The sequence below is a fragment of the Acinetobacter lwoffii genome (assembly GCF_024129685.1).
Taxonomy (GTDB): Bacteria; Pseudomonadota; Gammaproteobacteria; order Pseudomonadales; family Moraxellaceae; genus Acinetobacter; species Acinetobacter lwoffii_X.
Map to the genome: position 1 here is coordinate 14,777 of NZ_JAMXXL010000002.1, position 21,080 is coordinate 35,856.

The window sequence follows — 21,080 nt, forward strand, 5'->3', positions numbered from 1 at the left end:
AATGATGTTTTATAACTGTGATCCAATAAAGAAATGTAAACGAATCGGATAATTGTCATCAGACAGTCCAGTCGCAACATCTATACGTATTGGCCCAATCGGTGAAGCCCAACGCACACCCACACCCGCACCATATTCGGTCGGATTACTGAATTCTTTATTATAGGCATTTCCGGCATCTGCAAAGACCGCAGCACGCCAGCCTTCCTTAAACTGATAATTATATTCTAATGAAGCCACGCCCAAGGCCTGACCCCCTACTTTAAAGTCGTCAATTTCCGGAGAAAGGCTCTTGTAGTCAAAACCGCGGATACTCTGGTCACCACCGGTGAAATATCTCAGGTTATACGGTACTTTGGCAAAATCTTCAGTGAAAATATAGCCCGCGTCGGCACGTCCAACAAATTGATGGTCTGCATTTTCACCCAATGAATAGATAAAACGCCAGCCTGCATTCACAATGGCCATATCTGCATCAGACAATAAAGCCTCGCTGCCCAGTTCAATCTTATAGGTCTGTTTGAAGCCTTTGGTTGGGTTGACCCGACGATCGCTCTCGGTACGTGAAACTTCATAACCGACTAAGAGCGATTGCTGTTCATCTTCGGTATTAAAGCGAAAAGCTTCTGGAATCTGATTAAAGTCGACAGAACCATCCTGCTTCAAACGATCCAGACGGTAACGTGCGCCAAAAGTCCGTTGCCAGCTACCACGTGGATTCTTGATAATCCGGTCTGCACCTAAGACTGCCGATTCAATCAACAGGCCTTCACCCTGTGCGACACCTTCACGCTCTTCACGCTCATACCCCCCCACAATACTGACATAGTCATTCAGCGGATGGTGATAGGGAATGTTATAACGTCCATCAATGGATTGGCGGATACCTGATAGCTCCATGTTGGCATCAAACGAATGTCCACGCTTGTTCACAATGGCACGACGATATTGACCACGTAAACGGATATCGGTATCTGTGCCATAACCCAGACCCACTTCAGCACTGTTTAAACGGTCTGCATTTAAAGTCACAATCACTGGAATCTTTTTCTCTTCCCGTGCCTGTACTTTTAAACGATCCTGTTCATTCTCTTTGGTTTGCTGCTCAACCCGCAAAGTTCTTAAATTTGCACTTTCCTGATCGCGGCTACCGGCAAACTGGTCTTCATCTACGACATTCTGGGTTACCTCCTGAGAAGAGGATACTGAGCGAGCTGGTTGCATCGTAGCAGCCTGATCTTCAGTCCGTTTCTGTTCTTCAATCAGGCTTTGAATATCGGGTGCCAGTTCCAGCTCTTTATCGAGCGGATCGGGGCGAATCGCATCCACCAGGGTATAGTTGAAATAGCGTGAGTTGGTCAGGTTATTGGCCAGGCTATTCACCCGCCAGAAGGTATAATCTGCACCATCTGTCCAGGGAACCAGACTTTCCAGTACGTCTCGGTCCAGCGGAAATTCCTTTTCAGGATCGCTCATTCTGAACTCGACATTGCCTAATTTATAACGTTCACCCGTTTCAAAACGCAGGTTCACATCGGCAGTATTTTGTGGCTGGGCAATCTTCACATCATGCAGACGCCAGAATGAATCAAAATAACCGTTGTTATTGGCTGCTGTGGTAATGCGTGTCTTGGTTTTTTCATAATTGCCATGGTTGAAAATATCGCCTTCTTCCTGTTCAGGCAAAAGACTGATGACCTGGAATTGTGGCTGTTCCGCACCCTCTCCAGTAAATTCAATATTTTGACTGCTGATCAGGACCGGTTCATTTGGGGTCACAAAAACCCGAACCCGACTGTCAGAGATTTTTTCAAACCTGAACTGAGCATTATAATAACCCACTGCCTGCGCTGCCTGTCTGGACAAGGTGCGTAATTGCGGCAAAGCCGAATTAAAGTCGCCAAAAGACTCTTGGGTAAAACTGGATAATTTGGCTTTGACATTATTTCTTAAATTCAGATGGCCTTCAGGTACATCTTTACGATTCAGCATACCGTTGCTTTGCGCCACACCTTGCCCATTTATGATCACCACATCTGCACTAATTCGAGGAACTCTTGCGGTCATGATCTGACGTGGAGGACGGATTTTATAAAATAGCCGTTTGAACAGATTCGGACGTTTATCATCCTCAGCAACCAACTGACCCGGCACTTCTGGCAAGGTCAATCCGGCTTCATTATTTTGCACAATAATCTGGCTGTCTGCCTGAATCGATTGCATCAACTGGTCGACATTGACCGGTGCCTGATTAATTTCCAGCAGTTCTTGCTGGCTGATATCAGCCACCACCGTTTCACTGGTCTGACTATTGCGATAGTTTTGTGCTTCCTGTTTGGCTTGCTCGGCTACCTGATAAATTTCATTGGCCATATTCTGATCAATAGTCTGTACTGGTAAATCTTCCAGATCATCAAACTCGATCGGCGTAAATTCACCCAGACCAGATCCTGCATTTTGCTGTTGTTCCAGCATCAACATGCTGTCAACTGGTACTTCCGGCTCCAAGGCTTCTTCAATTTTTTCTTCCGCTTCCGTTTTGGACGTGGCCACACCCTGACGAATCGCTTCTTTGGATAGCTCGTCCACCATTTCTGCCTGAGAAATGGCCACGGGTGTTTCGGGCTGTTCAGTTTGTGCCATGCTCTGATGGGATAACATCATAAAAAATATGCTCATACACAGCTGCATACCACTATGCTGTGGTATGAGAGGCCCCATACTGCGATTTAGCATCGTTTTTTTAAAATTTTTCTTTGCAGGCATAGCAAACTCTAAACGAATACATTCTTTAATTGATTATTTGACCGAAAAATATAAGCTAAGGAGCTTAATTAATTGGTTTTTACCTTTACATGGCTGAAAGTATCTTACATGATTTTTCTCAATGTTTACGCATAACTGACATTTCTTAATAAAACTTAATGTAGCACGGCCTATATGAACAAAAATGAACATTTGTTAGCTTCTCGGCGCTTTTTACCGATGTTTCTGACGCAGTTTTTTGGTGCATTAAACGATAATGTATTTAAACAGGCGTTACTGCTGGTCATTACTTATGGCTGGATTCAACAGCAATCGGCCAGCATCAGCACTTTAAATAATCTGGCGGCTTTACTGTTTATCTTGCCCTATTTTATTTTTTCAGCCACGGCCGGTCAGATTGCCGACAAATACGAACGTTCACAGCTGATTCGCTATCTCAAGCTTCTGGAAATTGCCATTATGTTGCTGGGAACTGTCGGTTTCCTCATGGGCAATTTATGGATTCTGTTATTTGCCCTGTTCCTGATGGGCACCCAGTCCACTTTCTTTGGTCCGATCAAATATGCCATTTTACCGGAAGTGCTGAAACCGAATGAACTGATGTCCGGCAATGCCCTGTTTCAGTCTGGAACTTCTCTGGCAATCCTGTTCGGTATGATTCTGGGCGGCGCAGTCATTGCAGCTTCCGCCGGCAACCTGATCTGGATCAGTTTAACCGTCATCAGCATCGCCTTGATTGGTTATATATCCAGTCGCTATATCCTGAAACAAAGCATTCCCGCACCTGAGCTGCAAGTCGACTGGAATTTTTTTCGCACCAGCTTGCAGACCTTGAAGTATGCCAAAGGCTTACCTTTGGTTTTTACCATTTTACTGGGCAATTCATGGTACTGGTTTTATGGTGCAACCTATCTGACCCAGATTCCTCAGCTGACATTACAAAATCTGCATGCATCTGAAAATGTCGCCAGTCTGCTCTTAACCTTTTTTTCTGTCGGAATTGGTCTGGGTTCATATTTATGCCGAAAAATTGGTGGCAGTGAAGTCAATATCAAAATGGTGCCTTTTGGTGCGATTGGTCTGGTGATCTTTGCCCTGTATCTGGCCGCAAGTCTGGCCTTTGTGCCAGTACGTAGCGGCGAGTTAATCGGTCTGGCCGAAGTGTTTCAGCAAGGCTGGAGTTATTATCATGTAATGCTGGCTGTCATCTTGCTCGGAATAAGTGGTGGTTTTTATATTGTTCCGCTCTATGCCATGATGCAGGCGCATTCGCCTCGCTCACATCGTGCGCGGGTGGTTGCAGCAAATAACATTTTGAATGCCGTTTTCATGGTATCTTCTGCTATATTCTCGATTATTATTTTAAGTGTTTTAGAGCTTGATCTTAAAATACTTTTTTGTATTACCGCAGTATTGAGTGGCCTGTTTACCTTATGGCTGCTTTTCCGACTCAAACCCATGATCAAAACTGCGAAAGCACCCTTGGAGGATTAATTCATGCGTCAATATACAGGTGTCGATAAGCTGATTCATTCTTTTGATCAGGCATTACGCAGTCTCGTCCCGGGCACGACATCGGCACAACGTGAAAATCCGGCCCAACCGGTAGAAACACAATTAACGGTCAGTGATGCACGTCATGTAGCAGGTTTAATGCGGGTCAATCATAGTGGTGAGGTTTGCGCACAGGCACTGTACCATGGTCAGGCGATGACGGCTAAACTCCCGAATGTACGTCGTGAAATGGAACAGGCAGCGATTGAAGAACAGGATCATCTGGCCTGGTGTGAAGACCGCTTAAAAGAACTGGATAGCCATACCAGTCTACTCAATCCGGTCTGGTACGGTCTTTCCTTCGGTATGGGTGCAATTGCCGGGATCGCAGGCGATAAATACAGTCTGGGTTTTGTGGCTGAAACAGAACGTCAAGTCAGCATGCATTTACAACATCATATTAGCCAGTTGCCACCGCAGGATGAACGTTCTCGCCGTATTCTAGAACAGATGAATGAAGATGAACTACATCATCGAGATACAGCGTTAAACGCTGGCGGTGTAGATTTACCCGTTCCAATCAAGATCGCCATGACCGGCATTTCCAAGTTGATGACCAAAACCAGTTATTTTATTTAAATAAGACGGTTTCAGTTCGAGCCCACTCCTTTGTGGGCTTTTTAATACATCTGAAATCCTCACTGGTATCTATCAGCTCAAGAGATGGCGTCATCTTATTACTTATAAGCTCTATAAAATAATAGAGATTCCCCCACAGCTTCCTTTAATCTTTTTTGCTCATTTCAGAAAGCAGGTCCAGCTGGATTTCCTGAATTTGCGCCAGTCGTTCCCATTGATGCAGCAACAGATGATCTAATTTTTCATGCAAGTGTTGGATTTCCAGCTCGGCTTTTAAATTGATCTGATAATCATTTTGCGAACGTAAGCGGTCTTTTGCTTCCTGTCTGTTCTGGCTCATCATAATAATAGGTGCCTGAATCGCCGCAAGACAGGACAGGATTAAATTCAACAGAATAAATGGATAAGGATCAGCAGGTCGTGTCACCATCACCACAGTATTTATCGTAATCCACAGGCTCAAAAAGATTGCAAAACAAATCAAAAAGGTCCAGCTTCCACCAAAAGTTGCAATTTTATCAGCGAGCCTTTCTCCCAAAGCCCACTTTTGCTCTAAGGTTGTTTCCACATTTTTGGTAATCAGTTCATGCTGATGCATGCTATCAATCACTTCAAACTCAAGATCAGTCACTTCACCCTTTTCCGAACTTAATAATGAATGTACATACTGTATGCGGTACCGGGTTAAATCTGCCTGGCAAATATAATCTTGCGGTGTCCAGCCTGGAATATCCCTGGCAATCTCTTCGGTAATGACTTGTCTGACTGTTCCCATCGGAGTGAGATTTTTCAGAAGAAAGTGCTTGCCGCATACCAAGCATTTATGGCTTTCATGTTTTTCTTTCATGATGATTCTCTTTTTAAACCAGCTCACTCAGCTATTATTTTGTTCGATATATTTGATTTGCTTTAATCATTTTTACCATTCGTAAATCAATTATGTATCAAGTGCGTCTGATTTCTTGAACTTATGAATCTCACTTCGATTTTATCTTGGATTGATAAAAGGCTAAGCCAAGCGCACGATGATCAGATCATTCAAGATAATTTTCAGATCGATTCAATCCTACTATCTATACATGACTTAAATTTACTATAATCATGATGATAATAAAAAAGGGGCTTCATTGTGCGCCATTCATACCATCTTGAAAAACATTATATCGAACGCGCGGGTTGGCTTCGTGCAGCTGTACTGGGGGCAAATGACGGAATTATTTCGGTCACCAGTCTGGTGGTGGGTATTGCAGCCAGTGGAGCATCCACAGAAATTTTATTGGTGACCTGTGTTGCCGGATTGATTTCTGGAGCCGCATCAATGGCGGCCGGTGAATATATTTCGGTTAAATCCCAGCAAGATATTGAAACCAATGATCTACTCATGGAAGAGCGCGAACTGCAACGCCATCCCACGCATGAGTTAAATGAGCTCAAAACGATTTATATACAACGAGGTCTGGAACCCGCTTTGGCACAACAGGTCGCTGAACAGCTGACCGAGCATAATGCCTTGGATGCCCATGCCCGGGATGAAATTGGTATTTCAGCACATACCTCTGCCCAACCCTTTCTCGCTGCATTTTCTTCAGCTATGGCATTTACGGTAGGATCATTATTTCCTTTAATTTCAATCATGATTTTACCGGAACACTATCTGGATAAAGGCGTCATGCTGATTGGCGTTTTAAGTTTGGGGATGATGGGTGCACTGGCAAGCTATGCTGGTGGAGTAAGTGTCTGGAGAGGTGCCGTTCGGGTGATGCTCTGGGGAATTATCGCCATGTTATTCAGTGCGTGGATCGGATCATTATTTAATGTGTCTGTTGCCTAAATATGTGTTTATTTTTTAGTTAGACACAGAATAGGATTGAGCGGTTCTTCTATTAACATTACTGAAAAATGTTTTTTTCAAAGAACTAGCGGCTCTAACAAAACTTGAGTTTAATTAATATATGTTCGGTTTCAATTTAGACGCTTAAAACCTAAGATCTATGCCTGAGAGGTATTGTTATGGAAACTACGATCATTCTTGCCATCTTGGCGATCATTATCGTATTGCTGATCATTTTTTATAACAAGAAAAAGTGAAAGAGCGATGATTCATTTCTTGATACTTTGAGGATTTTTATTGATCTTAAAATAAATTTCAGAGCTTTAAATCAATCAAATATTAACTCCCTGTTGGGAAACCATGAAATCCCCATTGGATCACATAAAGAATCCCAAGGATTAAAATCACCGAAACCAAGATTTCTAATATTTTCATTTTTAAATGATTCCTAAACTCCACCTGAGCCATCTTATCCTTATCTAAAGTTTTCTTTTAATCTAAAAACAAAAAATTGAATCATAAAAAAGCATGATCTTGCTTGATCAGGCTGGTTAACTATTCGTACTAGATAAATTGTATTAGCAAAAAATTAGGTGATTTGATTTAAATCAACTGTTCAACTGTTGGGAAGCTATGTGATCCATGTTCGAACATGGCATCATGCCAGATATCAAACATAGGCACTTTCACATCCAGAGCCAAGGGCAATTTTTTTTCATTAAACTGCATATGTTGAAGATCTGATCCCCAGGCAATCAAATCAACATCCAAAGTAATCTGATGGGATGGACGTACTCGCCCTGATGCCTGTTCCAGTTGTTTGAGCAGCTCAATCATGTCTTCACTAGACACTGAACATCGCAATAAACACGCTGCATTCCAGTAATCTGCACCTATGCCATCCCGGCAAGGAATCATGTAAATGGGAGAAAACTGAACTTCTCCCCATTCGGAAATACGTTGCTGTGCAGCTTGAAAGTGTTGCTGAGGATGACAATTACTCGCTAATGCTAGGGCGAAAATCGTTTCGGTGGCGTTCAAGACGTATCCCTACAGAATTGGCTTGCGCGATAATGGCAGGCTTACGGATCGTAATATTAATCGATTCAATTGCTGTAAAGGTAGTAAAAAGTGCATTCAGCACTAACTTTGCTGCATGTTCAATCAATTCAGGCTTGGCGTCTTGAATGACTTTACTGGAAATCTCACAAATTTCTGCATAATTCAACGTATCTGCAAGTGCATCTGAGTTTGATGCCTGTTCTAAATCGGTTTGAATGATCAAATCCAGCATTAAAGGCTGAATAATTTGACGCTCCCAGTTAAAGCAGCCCACGACTGTCTCAACTTTTAAACCTTCAATAATAATGGCGTCCATTGGATTGCTCGAAAATTTAGTACTGGCTGCATCCCTCTCAAGCTCCTTTACAAAGGGAGGAGCTTTTAAAGTCCCCCTTTTTTAAAGGGGGATTTAGAGGGATTTTTCCAAGTCTAGATGAGTTTAAGATTAATGCTTTAACAGCAGATTCGGATCCATGCTTTGCACCATCTGCAAACGCTGATCGGCATAGATATCGGTATACGGCGCAAGAATTCGCATGAAACGGTCGAAATACAGCATTTGCTTGAACAGCAAGGCAAAGTCACGCGGGAACCGGATCCCGTGACGTTCACCCACAGCCACCATATCCATCATGATATCGTTCAGATCAGCAGGATTCGACGTTAACAATTCCTGTGGATCTGCCATCAACACGCCACTGAATAAACGCTCTAGATCAGCAGCCAAAACTTTGGTGTCTATCTGCACAGCGGTCATACCCATTTTCAGCATGTTTTGCGCCATCAGCTCATAATTGGTATGTTGCAATGAATCCATAAATGCCATACAGGCAGTCCATACTTCAGGCTTGAGCTGACCGACAATACCGAAATCAATAAAACCGACACGGCCATCTTCAAGTAGCATCAGGTTGCCTGCATGCAGATCGGCATGGAAACTGTTACACATCATCAAGCTGCCAAACCAGGTATTCATCGCAGTGATAAGTACTTGAGATGGATCTTTGGATACTTTTTTGACCACTTCAAAATCTGTCAAAGGCACACCGTATAAACGCTGCATGGTGAGCACACGACGGGTCGAATATTGATGATAAACCTTAGGTGCAGTGGCTGCCTGATTGTTGGTGATATTCAGGTAATTAACGAAATCATCCAGATTCTGGGCTTCCTCGATAAAATCAACTTCACGTACCATACGGGTTTTGATTTCTTCGACAATGTCAGCCAATGAAGCAAACTTGACTTTAGGGACTGCTTTTTCCAGTAACTTGGTTGCCCAATGTAGGACGTTCAAGTCAGTGTACAAAATGGTCTCTACACCCGGTTTTTGTACCTTAATCACCACATCTTCGCCAGACACCAATTTGGCCGCATGCACCTGTGCAATAGATGCAGAGGCTAATGGGGTTTCGTCAATTGATGCAAAGATTTCATCCAGATTACGTCCTGCAAATTCAGAAGCCAACACTTGCTGAATATAGCTAAACGGCAAGCGTGGTGTCTGATCCAGACAACCCTGAAATTCTTCAACGTATTCACGTGGAAACAGCGACGGTGTGCTGGCAATAAACTGACCCAGCTTGATATAAGTTGAACCTAAGGATTCAAAAGTTTCACGCATCAGTTTGGCATTGCTCGGCTTTTCAGTAGCATATTTAAAGCCCGCCTTTGCCGCAACGACTGCTGTTTCTCCCATACGGGCAACTGAACGTATTCCATCTAACCAGATATTGTTTTTCATAATGTCTTAGGAAAAATTAATTAAACGCAGTGTAGCAAAAAAAAATCACTTTGCAGGCTTATCTTGCCTGACAGATTGGGCAATCTGTATCTTTTTCGAAAGCGAGAATCCGCTGTTTAAAGCTCAGCCCATCCCACAACAACAGCTTTTGTCGAAGTGGTATCTGACCTAATCCCAGATATAACAAGGCATGATGTGCCTGTAAGCTGGCCATCACATTCGGTGTGGTGGCCAGTACACCGGAATCTGCACAGCGCAGACTTTCATCGGCCTGATTTTCTGGCGGAAACAGGCAGGCATAACAGGCGGAATCCCCTTCGACCATAAACAGCTGGCCTTGCAAGCCAATCGCAGAAGCACTCAATAAAGGCACATTCAGCTCAACACACATCTGATTGACCAGATAGCGTGTGGCAAACTGATCACAACCATCCAGTACCAGATCCTGATGCTCGATCACACTTACTGCATTGTCAGCCGTTAAGGCCTGATTGATATATTCAACCTGTACGTTCGGATTAACCTGACTCAGTCTTTTGGCGAGAGTTTCTGCCTTATAAAATCCAATATCCTGCGGTATAAATGCCAGTTGTCGCTGCAAATTACTCATCTCGATGGTATCTGGATCGATCAGGGTAATTTTCCCCACACCTGCGCGTGCCAGAAGTTCTGCCAGTGCACAGCCAATCCCGCCACAACCAATAATGCAGATATTCGAAAATTTTAAGCGTTCTTGAGCGTCAATATCCCAGCCATCCAGAAGAATCTGACGGCTATACAGATGCAGTTCAGCATCGGTGAGTTCGAATTCTGGGGATATGGCATCCATGTTAAATGTAGACAACGTCTTTCCTTGTTTCGAAAATTTTTAACAATGATCGCAAAAATTAGCTTTACTGAAGTTTTTAAGGACTGATAAATCTCTGGAATATCAATCTCACAGTCAATTCACAGTACATCAATAAATTATTCGGCAATCGTTGAGCCAAATAGCATATCAGCTAAACGCTCGGTATCAAGTTGCAGCCGCTATGGCTTGGCAAGATTTTTTGAATCACCTCAATTCAACGGTTCCGGCAAACAGCTCTTTCTCATTTATAAAAGGTGTCAGACCTGAAGTTTTTAAAATCTTTGCTATTGAATTACCCTGTAAATAGAGCAGCCTTGTTTAGCAATTCTGTAGTCTCTGCCTGTATTTGAGTATGAAAATGTATGAGTTCAGTGAGACCTCAGGCATCTGTCTCTAAATATGATTAATCTGAAAATACCAAGCAATCTTTTCAGCTTTCATAAAATCGTATGGAGAACATACATGACCGAGCATAACAATACTCAACATGATAATCGTGAAAAATTATGGGAATTGATCAAGGATGTCCGTTACACCATGATCAGCCATTTAAATGATACACATGAAATACACTCCCAGCCGATGACCATGCTGAACTCCGAACAGATGAACGAACGTCAAAACTTATATTTCATCCTGCGTAATACCAATGATCTGGTCAAAGCAGCAGAAACTGGCCGTGGTCAAATTGGCCTGTCTTTTGCAAAACCATCAGATGGTATCTATGTGTCGATCAGTGCTCATGCCCAGATCAGTACTGACCGCATTCTGATTGAACAGTTGTGGAATCCGTGGGCAGAAAACTGGTTTGAAGGCAAGGATGATCCGACCGTACGGGTATTGATTGCTAAAGCAGTCAGCGCAGAATACTGGAATGTCACAGATAACAAAGTTACCCAGCTTTTTAAAGCCTTAAAAGGCGGTGTTACCGGCGAAGCGGGCGAACCGCATGCAGAACATCAAAAAGTGAATCTACAAAGTAATATCTGGTAATGAATGAGATTTAGCCTCTTTATCTTAAGAGGCTAAATTTTTGATATATTTAATTTTAAATATTAATGTAATTTTACTGTAATGACATAAAAAATTATAATTTTTGCTTGCCTTAATCTGCTCTCTTAAAAATATAAGTTCGGGAAAATCAGCTCAATATCTGATTAAAATTTAAGTAGCAGATTTATTTCTTAAAAAACCAAAAGGCTGCTATGGCAGCCTTTTAGCATTCAATCGAACAATTAATTTGAAAAATTAGCTGACTCGCTTCATCTCTTGAAGTTTGGCAACTTCCTGCTGTTTGAGTAAATTTCGCTGAATCTTGCCACTCGATGTTTTAGGCAAAGATGCCACAAACTCAATCTCTTTCGGATAGGCATGTTTGGATAAGCGTGAACGTACATAACTTTGCAGTTTCAACATCAAATCTTCAGTAGCCGGATAAGCCGATTTAAGCACTACAAAGGCTTTCACAATTTCAGTTCGTTCTGGATCTGGCTTGCCGACTACGGCAGATTCAAGCACTTCTTCACATTCAAGCAAGGTACTTTCTACATCAAAAGGCCCAACCCGATATCCCGAGGTTGTAATGACATCGTCTGCACGCCCAATAAAATCAATACCGCCATATTCATTCAGCTTCACGGTATCACCAGTGAGATAATACTGCCCGACAAATGACTTGCGGTTGTGGCCTGCATAGCCTTCAAACCACATCAACGGTGAAGCTGCACAGTCAATTGCCAAGGTTCCAATCCCGCCTGTTTCTACTTCCTGATGTTCTTTGTCCAATACAGCAAAACGATGCCCAGGAATGGCAAAACCGGCTGAACCAACTTTTTTATAATGCTCCAAGCCATGATGATTGGCGATCACCATACCCAGTTCAGTCTGTCCATATTGATCGTAAATATTCACATTTAAATCATGATCGAACCACTGAATCACTTCAGGCGTGAGCGGCTCACCTGCACTGCTTACCACGCGTAAATGCGAACTGATGCCTGCATCAAATTTTTCTTTAAAACCAAAGAACATGCGAAATGCGGTTGGCGAACCGATCAGGTTACTAACCTGATATTTTTGAATGATTTGTACGGCATTATCGACACTAAAGCCACGTTCATCCATGATGATGCTGTGCCCTAAACTGAGCGGCCCTGCAATGCCATAATACAGTCCATACGCCCAGCCCGGGTCTGCCAGATTCCAGAAGGAATCTTCATCTCGCAGATCTACCGCGTGCAGCATATAGCCTTTAAAGGCCAACAAGGCTTTTAAAGGCACAGGAACCGATTTTGCCAAGCCTGTCGTACCTGAAGTAAACATCATCAGGAAAATATCATTAAACTGGCAATTTACCGGTTCAAACTCTTCCGGTTGCTGCTGTAAGGCTGTCCAGAAATCAGCATCTTGATAATCATCTGCCGCTGTTTGATGCACAGTCAGAATATTAGGGACATTGAGATCATGAAGTTTCAGTCGCTGCTCTTCATCAGTAACAATCAACTGGGTGCCAGCGGTACTGATGCGATGTTCAATGGCTTTGCTTTCAAAGGCAGTAAATAAAGGTTGGTATATGGCACCGATCCGCCAGGTGGCCAATATGGTAATTAAGAGTGCTGGCGTTCTTGGCAGCAATCCTGCAATACAGTCACCGGCCTTTAAACCCAGAGAATGCATATAATTGGCCAGCTGTCCTGAAGCTGTTGCCAGCTGTTCAAAGGTCCACTGCTCTGCATCTCCATTTTTACCTTCCCAGATCAGTGCAGTTCGGTTTTGACCCAGGTATCGACCACAGCATTCGGTATACGCATTGATGTTCTCTGCGCTTCCAACCAGATGTTCCTGAACCATATTTTCAAAATTAAAATCAGCATATGCCTGCTCTAGTGTCTTCATGACGACAACCTCTTTCCTATTGTAGTTTTCAGGCGACCTTGCCTGAGTTTATCCATTTGTATTTGTTGTTCCTGCTGATTCCCTCAGCATACTTTCTCAAATCTGCATTCATGCCCTAGGGCTAGAACATGAATAAGGCTTATTTTTCGATTATTCGTACTGTATGTCTTTAGATCATCATGTTCAGTTGAATCCTGCAATTTCCATATCCATCAACGTAAGTGCCAGATTTGAACATCAATCAAAGTCTGTTTTTTAAATTAAAAATCAGCGCTGACATACTTAACGTGCAATCACCAGACGTTGAATATCCGATGCACCTTCATAAATCTGGCTCACTCGTACATCACGATAAATTCGCTCGACCGGAAAATCAGAGACATAACCGTAGCCACCATGAATCTGGATCGCATCCGAGCAGACTCTTTCTGCAATAGTCGATGCAAACAGTTTTGCCATCGATGCTTCTTTTAAACACGCCAAGCCTGCATCTTTTAATGTTGCAGCATGCAAAACGAGCTGACGTGCGGCTTCAATTTGTGTCGCCATATCTGCAAGCCTGAACGCCACAGCCTGATGCTGCACAATTTCCACACCAAAGGCTTTGCGTTCATTGGCATATTCCACTGCAGCATCTAGTGCAGCCCGCGCCATACCGACTGATTGTGCTGCAATCCCGATGCGACCCGATTCAAGATTCGACAAGGCAATTTTATAGCCTTCACCTTCCTGGCCCAGCAGGTTGGCAGCCGGAATCCGGCAGTTATCCAGAACGATGGTCGCGGTATCGGAACAATGCTGACCCATTTTCTCTTCTAGGCGTGACACGATATAACCCGGTGCATCGGTCGGCACCAGAAAGCATGAAATACCCTTTTTCCCTGCAGATTTATCAGTCACAGCAAAGACTAGTGCAATCTGTGCGTGTTTACCTGTCGTGATAAACTGCTTGGTACCATTTAGCACCCATTCATCGCCATCGCGTCCGGCTTTACACTCCAGCGAACTGGCATCCGAACCGGCCTGAGGTTCCGTCAAGCAGAAACAGCCTAGCCATTCACCTGTTGCCAGTTTAGTCAAATACTGCTGTTTTTGTGCCTCTGTGCCATAACGCTGGGTGATACCACAAGGCAAAGAATTCTGCACACTGACAATCGTCGAGATTGCACCATCACCTGCAGCGATCTCCTCTAGTGCCAAGACTAGTGAAACATAATCTAGGCCTGCCCCCCCATTCTTCAGCCACTGTCATGCCGAGTGCGCCAAGCTCGCCCAGCTCTTTAAGTTCTTGTGCTGGGAATTGTGCAGTTTTGTCGCGTAAGGCCGCTGTCGGTTTCAGTTTCTGCTGCAAATAATTTCGCATCATGTCCTGAATCATTTTTTGTTCATCATTTAAAATCATTGAACTTCCCTTTCTATATCTATTTATTTACTTCAAGCTTTTTACTATTGAGATCGTTGGCACTTCGGATAAGGCGGTATGGATGTCGCCTGCGAAACTGAGATACAGGGATGTATCTTCAGTTTCGCAAAGGATTTTTGTTTCTTTTGATCCTTCAAAAGAAAATGCATGCTTAAGCAAATTCATTTAAATTCAATGAGAAATTGGTAGCTGTGCAAATCATCATGTCCTATATAAATCGAAAACTTATTTAGGCTGCATACGGATTGCGCCATCCAAACGAATGACCTCACCATTCAAATAACTATTTTCAAAAATATGTCCCACCAGATGGGCAAATTCCTGTGGTTTTGCCAGACGTGGTGGAAACGGCACCATTTGTCCTAAAGCATCCTGGACATTTTGTGGCATGCCTTTTAGCATCGGAGTTTCCATAATGCCCGGCGCGATGGTCATGACACGGATCGCTTCACGGGCCAGTTCACGTGCCAGAGGTAAAGTCATTGCGACGACTGCACCTTTAGAAGCCGCATAGGCAGTCTGACCAATTTGGCCGTCATAAGCGGCAACCGAAGCGGTGTTCACAATCACGCCACGTTCTTCTTCACCAGCTTGCAGCTCATATTTTGCAATTAAAGCCGCCGCATGACGCAACATATTAAAAGTACCGTTTACATTAATATTCAGCACTTTTTGGAACATTGCCAATTCATGGATGCCGTTACGACCCAATACTTTGGCGGATGGCGCAATCCCGGCACAGTTGATCAAACCATTCAGTTGGCCATATGTGCTTTCAACATGAGCGAAGAAAGCTTCAACTGTCTGTTCATCGGTCACATCGAGCTGTACAAATTCAGACTGTGAGCCCAGTTGCTGCTGTAATGCCTGACCCTGCTCCTGATTCATATCGACCAGAATCACTTTAGCACCGTGTTCAACCAAATGAGTCGCTGTAGCTGCACCCAAACCTGAGGCACCACCAGTGATCACAATAACTTTTCCCTGAATGTTCATGTTTATTTCCTAGCGATTTTTCTATTTCAGATACGACTTAATATGCAGAGTAAACAGAGTTTTTATTCTGTACAATTTCCAAATATTGCATCTTGCATGATGTATTTGGACAATGAAAACAAGGATGTCAGACTGAATATGCATAAGCCTGCACTGGAATATAGCAAAGGCACCATCTCGATTGACCTGGTGAACGAAGCATTGCTGGATGCCAAACGGCTGCAATTTGATATCCCTGCCATTTTGAAAAAAGCCAATATCCCAGCAGAAGTATTAAATGCTCCCAAGGCACGCGTGTCGGTCAGCCAATTTGCCCAATTATGGACTGTGCTTGCAGACAGCATGAATGACGAATTTTTTGGCATGGACAGCCATGCCATGCGTCGTGGCAGTTTTAAATTGCTTTCGAAAATGGTTATGCAGGCAGATACACTGGAAAAAGCGCTGCAAAACATTCTGCAATTTCTCAACTTGGTTTTGGACGACCTGCAAAGCACGCTCATGGTTGAGGAACACTATGCCTATATCGTGATTTATGATTTAAAAACAACCAAACGCATGTTTAGTTATGCGACTTATCTGATGCTGATTCATACCCTGATCTGCTGGTTAAGTGGACAACGGATTTTGCTTAATCAGATTCAATTGAAATGTGCAGCACCACTGAATGATTTTGATTACAAAGTTCGATTCTGTGAACAGATTGAATATCAGGCCAGCGAAAATTACGTGCAATTTGATGCCAGCTATCTGCAACTGCCGATTAAACAGGATACTCAGTCTTGGTATCAGTTTATTCAGCAAACACCACAAAATTTATTGGTGCGTTTTAAAAACCCCTATGCCTTGAGCACCCAGATTCGCCGAAAATTGCTACAGGTTTCGCCGGCAGAATGGCTGGAACTGAATGAACTAGCCTTAAAAATGAATATGTCTGAAGCCACCATGCAACGGCGTTTAAAAAGTGAAGGTGTCAGCTATCAGCAATTAAAAAATGAGATACGCCGGGATACCGCAATTGAATTACTGACCCGTACTGAACAAAGTTTACAAGAGATCAGCGATCAGCTTAACTTTCAGGAATCCAGTGCATTTCATCGTGCATTCAAAAAGTGGACTGGCGTCAGTCCAGGTGCGTATCGACAAAATAATATTAGATAATTTATATAAAATTAGACTTTAAAAATATTACCGAAAAAACACTTGGATTCTAAATATTTATTTTTATTATGATTATATATTTCAAGCCCTAAAATATATATTAGCAGGACTACACAGTCACCCAGAAAGCTTTGCAATTCACCCGGAGATAGATTATTTTTCATTCAATTTATAGCACTTTTGCTATTGGCTGTACTCTCCATTTTCCTTTCTAGTTGAAGGTATCTCCATGTTAAAGATGACTGATGTACTTGGGCAAAATCTTGTCCAAAACTTCTCTAAAGCTTTATTTTCTTCGACTGATCTCATCACAGAACAGTTGAATCAAGGGATTTTAAATGCATCGGATGCAGAACTGAAAGATGCAATTTTGCACTTCTTTAACCAAGTAGATGCTGTGGAAGCAGCTCAGGCCCTTGAAATTCCGGCAGAACGTATCAACGAGTTACAACAAGGTATTGCCTTGAAAGATGAAAAATCTCTGGCAGACACTTTGAAAGTTGTAGCGCTTTGTCTGGCAATGGAAACTGGCAGTTTGGATCAGGTAGAAGTCTATGACTGTCTACAAGACTATCCAATGTAATTATTTTTAAAAATTCCTCGAAAGCGGTGCTCTGGCATCGCTTTTTTGTTTTTAGTTATACTGCGTTGGCGTCATGTCATTCAAAATACTTAAGGTTTCAGATGCAGTCAGGAATTTATAAAGAAAAAATCCAATAAAAAAGCGACCACATCGGTCGCTTTTTTATAAAGATAGATGACAGATTAATGTGGCCATTGACCCAAAGTTACGCGATCATTCCCGCCATAATCTTTAACCGTGCGGACTTGCTTATAACCCGCCTGTTTAAATAGATGTTGTACGGCGTCTGCCTGATTATAACCATGCTCAAGCACCACCCAACCATTCACGGTCAAATGCTTCTTGGCTTGCAGAATAATCATTTCAATATCGGCCAGCCCCTTTTTATCTGCCACCAGCGCACGTTCCGGTTCAGTCGCCAAATTCTGCATATGCACATCATCAGGGTCGATATAGGGTGGATTCGATACAATGGCATCAAAGAATTGACGGCCAAATGGTTTCAACCATGAACCTAGAACGAATTCTACATTCTCAATATCATGTTGTTCCGCATTATATTTCGCCACCTCAAGCGTAGGCTCGTAGATATCGGAAGCCGTTACTGTCCAGTTAGAACGTTCAGATGCCAGTGATAAGGCAATTGCGCCAGTACCTGTACCCAAATCTACCACACGGGCATCATCAGGCAGATCCAATTTCAACACAGTCTCAACCAGTACTTCAGTATCCGGACGTGGCACCAAGGTATCTTTGGTCACTTTGAGGTCCAAAGTCCAGAATGGCTGTGAACCAGTGACATAAGCCAAAGGCTCGCCAGCAGCAATACGCGCCAACCCGTCTTTATAAGCTTGTTCCTGCTCAGAGGTTAATTCCTGATCCTTTTTCATCAGCAGATCAAATGAATCAATCTTGGTGATGTGTTCCAGTAACCAGGCATTTTCCTGACGTTCGTAACTTTCAGCTTCGCCGCGCAAAGCCAAGGCTTGTAAAATATTCATTATCCACCATTCTGCTGTGCAAGCATGGCTAACTGATCCGCCTGATATTCGCGATGCAGGCTATCCAGCAATTCAGTCAAATCACCTTCCATCACGGCATCCAGCTTGTATAAAGTCAGGTTAATGCGGTGATCGGTCATACGACCTTGCGGATAGTTATAAGTACGGATACGTTCTGAACGATCACCCGATCCCACCAGGTCACGACGCATTTCCGAGGTTGCTGCATCTGCTGCTGCACGTTTGGCATTTTCCAAACGTGATACCAGCAGTGCCATCGCTTTGGCCTTGTTCTTATGCTGTGAACGTTCTTCCTGACATTCCACTACGGTGCCGGTTGGAATGTGGGTAATACGTACTGCAGAATCGGTTTTGTTAACGTGCTGACCGCCTGCACCTGAAGCACGATACGTATCAATCCGCAAATCGGATGAATTGATTTCGACCGAGGTATCAACATCAATTTCAGGAAGAATCGCAACGGTACATGCTGATGTATGCACTCGGCCTTGTGATTCGGTCGCCGGTACACGCTGTACACGATGCGCACCACTTTCGAATTTTAAACGACCGTAAACACCGTCACCATTAATCAGGCAGATGACTTCTTTATAGCCGCCATGTTCGCCTTCATTTTCAGAGAGGATTTCAATACGCCAGCCTTGGTTTTCTGCATATTTACTATACATACGGAATAAATCGCCCGAGAAAATCGCTGCTTCATCGCCACCTGTTCCGGCACGAATCTCAAGATAAGCCGAGTTGGCATCATTCGGATCTTTCGGAATCATCAGGATGTTTAAGTCTGCTTCAAGCGATTCAATTAAAGCTTTATTCTCTTTAATTTCTTCCTGTGCCATTTCCTTAAAGTCCGGATCTGACAGCATGGCCTGAGCTGTTTCAATGTCTTCTTCAGCCTGTCTGTACTTGGTCCAGACATTGGTGATTTCTGTTAAGTCATTATGCTCACGTGACAATTGACGGAAGCGCTTATTATCAGAAATGACTTCTACATCAGCCAGCAATGCGGTCAATTCTTCATGGCGGTCAGAGAGTTGGTCTAATCGTAAACGTAACGATTCTTTCATTTTCTAAAAAATCTCAAACATAGGCTGCGACTAAAAACCGATTTAGCACAGCGAAATCAAAAAATTGCGCCTAGTTTAACGACTCTGGCTTCTAATGAACATCATTATTGAGTAAGTCCGCGTTGCTATCATTCGTGCTCTACAGCATTTGTTAACAAATATGATTAAAAACAGTGGAATTGCTTTTTTTATAGTCGATCTTATTCTTATTTCTTGCCGATTTTACAATTCGCCAAATAAAGCAGGGAATTATGAAGAAACATCTTCATATTGTTTTGGGCATGATTTGTTACATTTTCCGCATCGAAATAATTACAGTCCTGTTGATGGACACGGAGTGATGACATGAAACTCAACGCACTTTTAATGAGTACAGTTTTAGCTGCTGGTTCAATGATGACCGTAAACGCACATGCCGACAGTACAGCGCGTGTTGCAGCAGCAAGTGCTTTAGGTAGTGTTGCAGGTACAGCATTAGGTAAAAACATGGGCGGTAACACCGGCGCAACCATTGGTGCTGCTTTAGGTGGTGCTGGCGGTGCAGCAGTTGCAAGCAGCAAGAAAAACCGTACTGAATCTGCCATTGGTGGTGCCCTAGGTGGCGGTGCCGGTTATACCGTAGGTAAAAATATGGGCGGTACTAACGGTGGTTATATCGGTTCAGCCTTAGGTGCTGCCGGTGGTGCGGCACTGGGTAACAAGATTGCCAAAGATAAAGCAGTGGAAAAACGCTCTAAACACTGGAAAAAACGTCACCGTTAATTTGCGCTCAGGCAGTTTAGACCAGACACTACATTTAACATGAAAAGCACCTTTTGGTGCTTTTTTTTATTACTGTTTCATAACATGAAATTTCAAGTAATACATGGAATTATCCTGTCCACATCATGAATCAATTAAGGAGATAAAAATCACAATTCGCCAACATTGCCTCCATGCTGTTTGGCGCTTGCTAGATTAAATTTATCTCATCAACAAAATATAGCTAGATATATAAAAGGTGTCCTCATGAACTATAAATCTCTAATGATCGCTGTCGTAGCAACCTCAGCCATGGGTATGACAGCTGCCAATGCAGGCAATACAACCAATACAGCTTTAGCTTCTGCTTTGGGTGGTGTCGTTGGTGCCGCAGTAGGCAATAAAATGGGCGGTACTACTGGTGCAACAATCGGTTCAGCGATTGGTGGTGGTGCGGGTGCCGCAGTAGCAGCAAATAAACGTGACCGTAATGGTGCGATTATCGGTGGTGCTTTAGGTGGCGGTGCAGGTTATGCAGTTGGCCGAAACATGGCAGGCACCAACGGTGGTTATATCGGTGCGGCACTGGGTTCAGCAGGTGGCTCAGCTTTAGGTAAGAAAGTCAGCGAAGACCGTCGTTATGATGACCGCAGCGAACGTCGCTATAACTCTTCTCGTAACTACCGTTATAACGATTATCGCTATAACAACCGTCGTCGTTAAGATTCTCCCCCCCTTATTCTTTCCTCCTTTATAAGCATCTTCGGATGCTTATTTTTTTGCCTTTATTTTTTATCTTTATCTTT

General features: G+C 43.2%; 18 protein-coding genes and 1 pseudogene. 8 read left to right on the top strand and 11 right to left on the bottom strand.

Features of this window, described 5'->3' with window-relative positions:
• Positions 1 to 9: 9 nt before the first annotated feature.
• Entirely contained in the window at positions 10 to 2,766 is a 2,757-nt protein-coding gene (locus tag NI464_RS01010; RefSeq protein ID WP_253137623.1) for an autotransporter assembly complex protein TamA, read from the bottom strand.
• 174 nt (positions 2,767 to 2,940) lie between these two features.
• On the opposite strand from NI464_RS01010, the gene NI464_RS01015 reads away from it, so the two are divergent.
• Together NI464_RS01015 and coq7 are read left to right on the top strand one after the other, a co-directional pair.
• On the top strand, positions 2,941 to 4,260 hold the full coding sequence (locus NI464_RS01015; protein ID WP_253137624.1) for an MFS transporter: 1,320 nt from the start codon (positions 2,941 to 2,943) through the stop codon (positions 4,258 to 4,260).
• A gap of 3 nt (positions 4,261 to 4,263) precedes the next feature.
• The gene (gene coq7, locus NI464_RS01020) at positions 4,264 to 4,899 is read left to right on the top strand and encodes a 2-polyprenyl-3-methyl-6-methoxy-1,4-benzoquinone monooxygenase (protein ID WP_253137625.1); all 636 of its coding nucleotides are present in this window, start codon (positions 4,264 to 4,266) and stop codon (positions 4,897 to 4,899) included.
• Between the two features lie 145 nt (positions 4,900 to 5,044).
• Here coq7 and NI464_RS01025 read toward each other — a convergent pair whose 3' ends face one another.
• Positions 5,045 to 5,746, bottom strand: a complete 702-nt coding sequence (locus NI464_RS01025; protein WP_253137626.1) for a DUF1003 domain-containing protein — start codon at positions 5,744 to 5,746, stop codon at positions 5,045 to 5,047.
• Between the two features lie 282 nt (positions 5,747 to 6,028).
• Between NI464_RS01025 and NI464_RS01030 the strand changes: the two genes are divergently transcribed.
• On the top strand, positions 6,029 to 6,730 hold the full coding sequence (locus tag NI464_RS01030) for a VIT1/CCC1 transporter family protein (protein WP_085064876.1): 702 nt from the start codon (positions 6,029 to 6,031) through the stop codon (positions 6,728 to 6,730).
• Between the two features lie 603 nt (positions 6,731 to 7,333).
• Here NI464_RS01030 and NI464_RS01035 read toward each other — a convergent pair.
• The 4 genes from NI464_RS01035 to NI464_RS01050 form a co-directional block, all read right to left on the bottom strand.
• Complete coding sequence (locus tag NI464_RS01035) at positions 7,334 to 7,771, bottom strand: 2-amino-4-hydroxy-6-hydroxymethyldihydropteridine diphosphokinase (protein ID WP_253137627.1); 438 nt, start codon at positions 7,769 to 7,771, stop codon at positions 7,334 to 7,336.
• Positions 7,728 to 8,108, bottom strand: a complete 381-nt coding sequence (gene folB / locus NI464_RS01040; protein WP_004278766.1) for a dihydroneopterin aldolase — start codon at positions 8,106 to 8,108, stop codon at positions 7,728 to 7,730. The genes NI464_RS01035 and folB overlap by 44 nt, the downstream gene beginning before the upstream one ends.
• Positions 8,109 to 8,237: 129 nt before the next feature.
• Positions 8,238 to 9,536, bottom strand: a complete 1,299-nt coding sequence (locus NI464_RS01045) for an ABC1 kinase family protein (protein ID WP_004278767.1) — start codon at positions 9,534 to 9,536, stop codon at positions 8,238 to 8,240.
• Between the two features lie 58 nt (positions 9,537 to 9,594).
• Complete coding sequence (locus NI464_RS01050) at positions 9,595 to 10,365, bottom strand: HesA/MoeB/ThiF family protein (RefSeq protein ID WP_191112158.1); 771 nt, start codon at positions 10,363 to 10,365, stop codon at positions 9,595 to 9,597.
• A 483-nt stretch (positions 10,366 to 10,848) separates the two neighbouring features.
• On the opposite strand from NI464_RS01050, the gene NI464_RS01055 reads away from it, so the two are divergent.
• Complete coding sequence (locus NI464_RS01055; RefSeq protein ID WP_004645391.1) at positions 10,849 to 11,379, top strand: pyridoxamine 5'-phosphate oxidase family protein; 531 nt, start codon at positions 10,849 to 10,851, stop codon at positions 11,377 to 11,379.
• 255 nt (positions 11,380 to 11,634) lie between these two features.
• On the opposite strand, the gene NI464_RS01060 is transcribed toward NI464_RS01055, so the two are convergent.
• The 3 genes and pseudogenes from NI464_RS01060 to NI464_RS01070 all read right to left on the bottom strand — a co-directional run bounded on the left by NI464_RS01060 (position 11,635) and on the right by NI464_RS01070 (position 15,700).
• Positions 11,635 to 13,281: an AMP-binding protein gene (locus NI464_RS01060; RefSeq protein WP_253137628.1), complete on the bottom strand. Its 1,647-nt coding sequence runs from the start codon at positions 13,279 to 13,281 to the stop codon at positions 11,635 to 11,637.
• Between the two features lie 282 nt (positions 13,282 to 13,563).
• Positions 13,564 to 14,683: pseudogene (locus NI464_RS01065) on the bottom strand (acyl-CoA dehydrogenase family protein).
• Between the two features lie 246 nt (positions 14,684 to 14,929).
• Complete coding sequence (locus NI464_RS01070) at positions 14,930 to 15,700, bottom strand: SDR family NAD(P)-dependent oxidoreductase (protein ID WP_005263250.1); 771 nt, start codon at positions 15,698 to 15,700, stop codon at positions 14,930 to 14,932.
• A gap of 138 nt (positions 15,701 to 15,838) precedes the next feature.
• On the opposite strand from NI464_RS01070, the gene NI464_RS01075 reads away from it, so the two are divergent.
• Both NI464_RS01075 and NI464_RS01080 read left to right on the top strand, forming a co-directional pair.
• Positions 15,839 to 16,861, top strand: coding sequence for an AraC family transcriptional regulator (locus tag NI464_RS01075; protein WP_180181375.1), 1,023 nt, complete (start codon positions 15,839 to 15,841; stop codon positions 16,859 to 16,861).
• Positions 16,862 to 17,090: 229 nt separating this feature from the next.
• Positions 17,091 to 17,444, top strand: a complete 354-nt coding sequence (locus NI464_RS01080) for a hypothetical protein (protein WP_004278774.1) — start codon at positions 17,091 to 17,093, stop codon at positions 17,442 to 17,444.
• Positions 17,445 to 17,626: 182 nt separating this feature from the next.
• Here the strand turns inward: NI464_RS01080 and prmC are convergent, their stop codons facing one another.
• Both prmC and prfA read right to left on the bottom strand, forming a co-directional pair.
• Entirely contained in the window at positions 17,627 to 18,445 is an 819-nt protein-coding gene (gene prmC / locus NI464_RS01085) for a peptide chain release factor N(5)-glutamine methyltransferase (RefSeq protein ID WP_005263252.1), read from the bottom strand.
• Complete coding sequence (prfA, locus tag NI464_RS01090; protein ID WP_004645400.1) at positions 18,445 to 19,533, bottom strand: peptide chain release factor 1; 1,089 nt, start codon at positions 19,531 to 19,533, stop codon at positions 18,445 to 18,447. Before prfA ends, prmC begins: the two co-directional genes overlap by 1 nt.
• A gap of 345 nt (positions 19,534 to 19,878) precedes the next feature.
• On the opposite strand from prfA, the gene NI464_RS01095 reads away from it, so the two are divergent.
• Together NI464_RS01095 and NI464_RS01100 are read left to right on the top strand one after the other, a co-directional pair.
• On the top strand, positions 19,879 to 20,295 hold the full coding sequence (locus NI464_RS01095; protein ID WP_005263255.1) for a glycine zipper domain-containing protein: 417 nt from the start codon (positions 19,879 to 19,881) through the stop codon (positions 20,293 to 20,295).
• Between the two features lie 246 nt (positions 20,296 to 20,541).
• A complete protein-coding gene (locus NI464_RS01100) occupies positions 20,542 to 20,997 on the top strand; it encodes a hypothetical protein (RefSeq protein WP_004278778.1) in 456 nt (151 codons plus the stop codon).
• Positions 20,998 to 21,080 lie beyond the last annotated feature (83 nt).

What these genes read in the sequence shown, in the direction of transcription:
- NI464_RS01010 (WP_253137623.1), bottom strand. Translation starts at nt 2,766, where the DNA reads ATGCCTGCAAAGAAAAATTTTAAAAAAACGATGCTAAATCGCAGTATG.
- NI464_RS01015 (WP_253137624.1), top strand. Translation starts at nt 2,941, where the DNA reads ATGAACAAAAATGAACATTTGTTAGCTTCTCGGCGCTTTTTACCGATG.
- coq7 (WP_253137625.1), top strand. Translation starts at nt 4,264, where the DNA reads ATGCGTCAATATACAGGTGTCGATAAGCTGATTCATTCTTTTGATCAG.
- NI464_RS01025 (WP_253137626.1), bottom strand. Translation starts at nt 5,746, where the DNA reads ATGAAAGAAAAACATGAAAGCCATAAATGCTTGGTATGCGGCAAGCAC.
- folB (WP_004278766.1), bottom strand. Translation starts at nt 8,108, where the DNA reads ATGGACGCCATTATTATTGAAGGTTTAAAAGTTGAGACAGTCGTGGGC.
- NI464_RS01045 (WP_004278767.1), bottom strand. Translation starts at nt 9,536, where the DNA reads ATGAAAAACAATATCTGGTTAGATGGAATACGTTCAGTTGCCCGTATG.
- NI464_RS01050 (WP_191112158.1), bottom strand. Translation starts at nt 10,365, where the DNA reads ATGGATGCCATATCCCCAGAATTCGAACTCACCGATGCTGAACTGCAT.
- NI464_RS01055 (WP_004645391.1), top strand. Translation starts at nt 10,849, where the DNA reads ATGACCGAGCATAACAATACTCAACATGATAATCGTGAAAAATTATGG.
- NI464_RS01060 (WP_253137628.1), bottom strand. Translation starts at nt 13,281, where the DNA reads ATGAAGACACTAGAGCAGGCATATGCTGATTTTAATTTTGAAAATATG.
- NI464_RS01070 (WP_005263250.1), bottom strand. Translation starts at nt 15,700, where the DNA reads ATGAACATTCAGGGAAAAGTTATTGTGATCACTGGTGGTGCCTCAGGT.
- NI464_RS01075 (WP_180181375.1), top strand. Translation starts at nt 15,839, where the DNA reads ATGCATAAGCCTGCACTGGAATATAGCAAAGGCACCATCTCGATTGAC.
- NI464_RS01080 (WP_004278774.1), top strand. Translation starts at nt 17,091, where the DNA reads ATGTTAAAGATGACTGATGTACTTGGGCAAAATCTTGTCCAAAACTTC.
- prmC (WP_005263252.1), bottom strand. Translation starts at nt 18,445, where the DNA reads ATGAATATTTTACAAGCCTTGGCTTTGCGCGGCGAAGCTGAAAGTTAC.
- prfA (WP_004645400.1), bottom strand. Translation starts at nt 19,533, where the DNA reads ATGAAAGAATCGTTACGTTTACGATTAGACCAACTCTCTGACCGCCAT.
- NI464_RS01095 (WP_005263255.1), top strand. Translation starts at nt 19,879, where the DNA reads ATGAAACTCAACGCACTTTTAATGAGTACAGTTTTAGCTGCTGGTTCA.
- NI464_RS01100 (WP_004278778.1), top strand. Translation starts at nt 20,542, where the DNA reads ATGAACTATAAATCTCTAATGATCGCTGTCGTAGCAACCTCAGCCATG.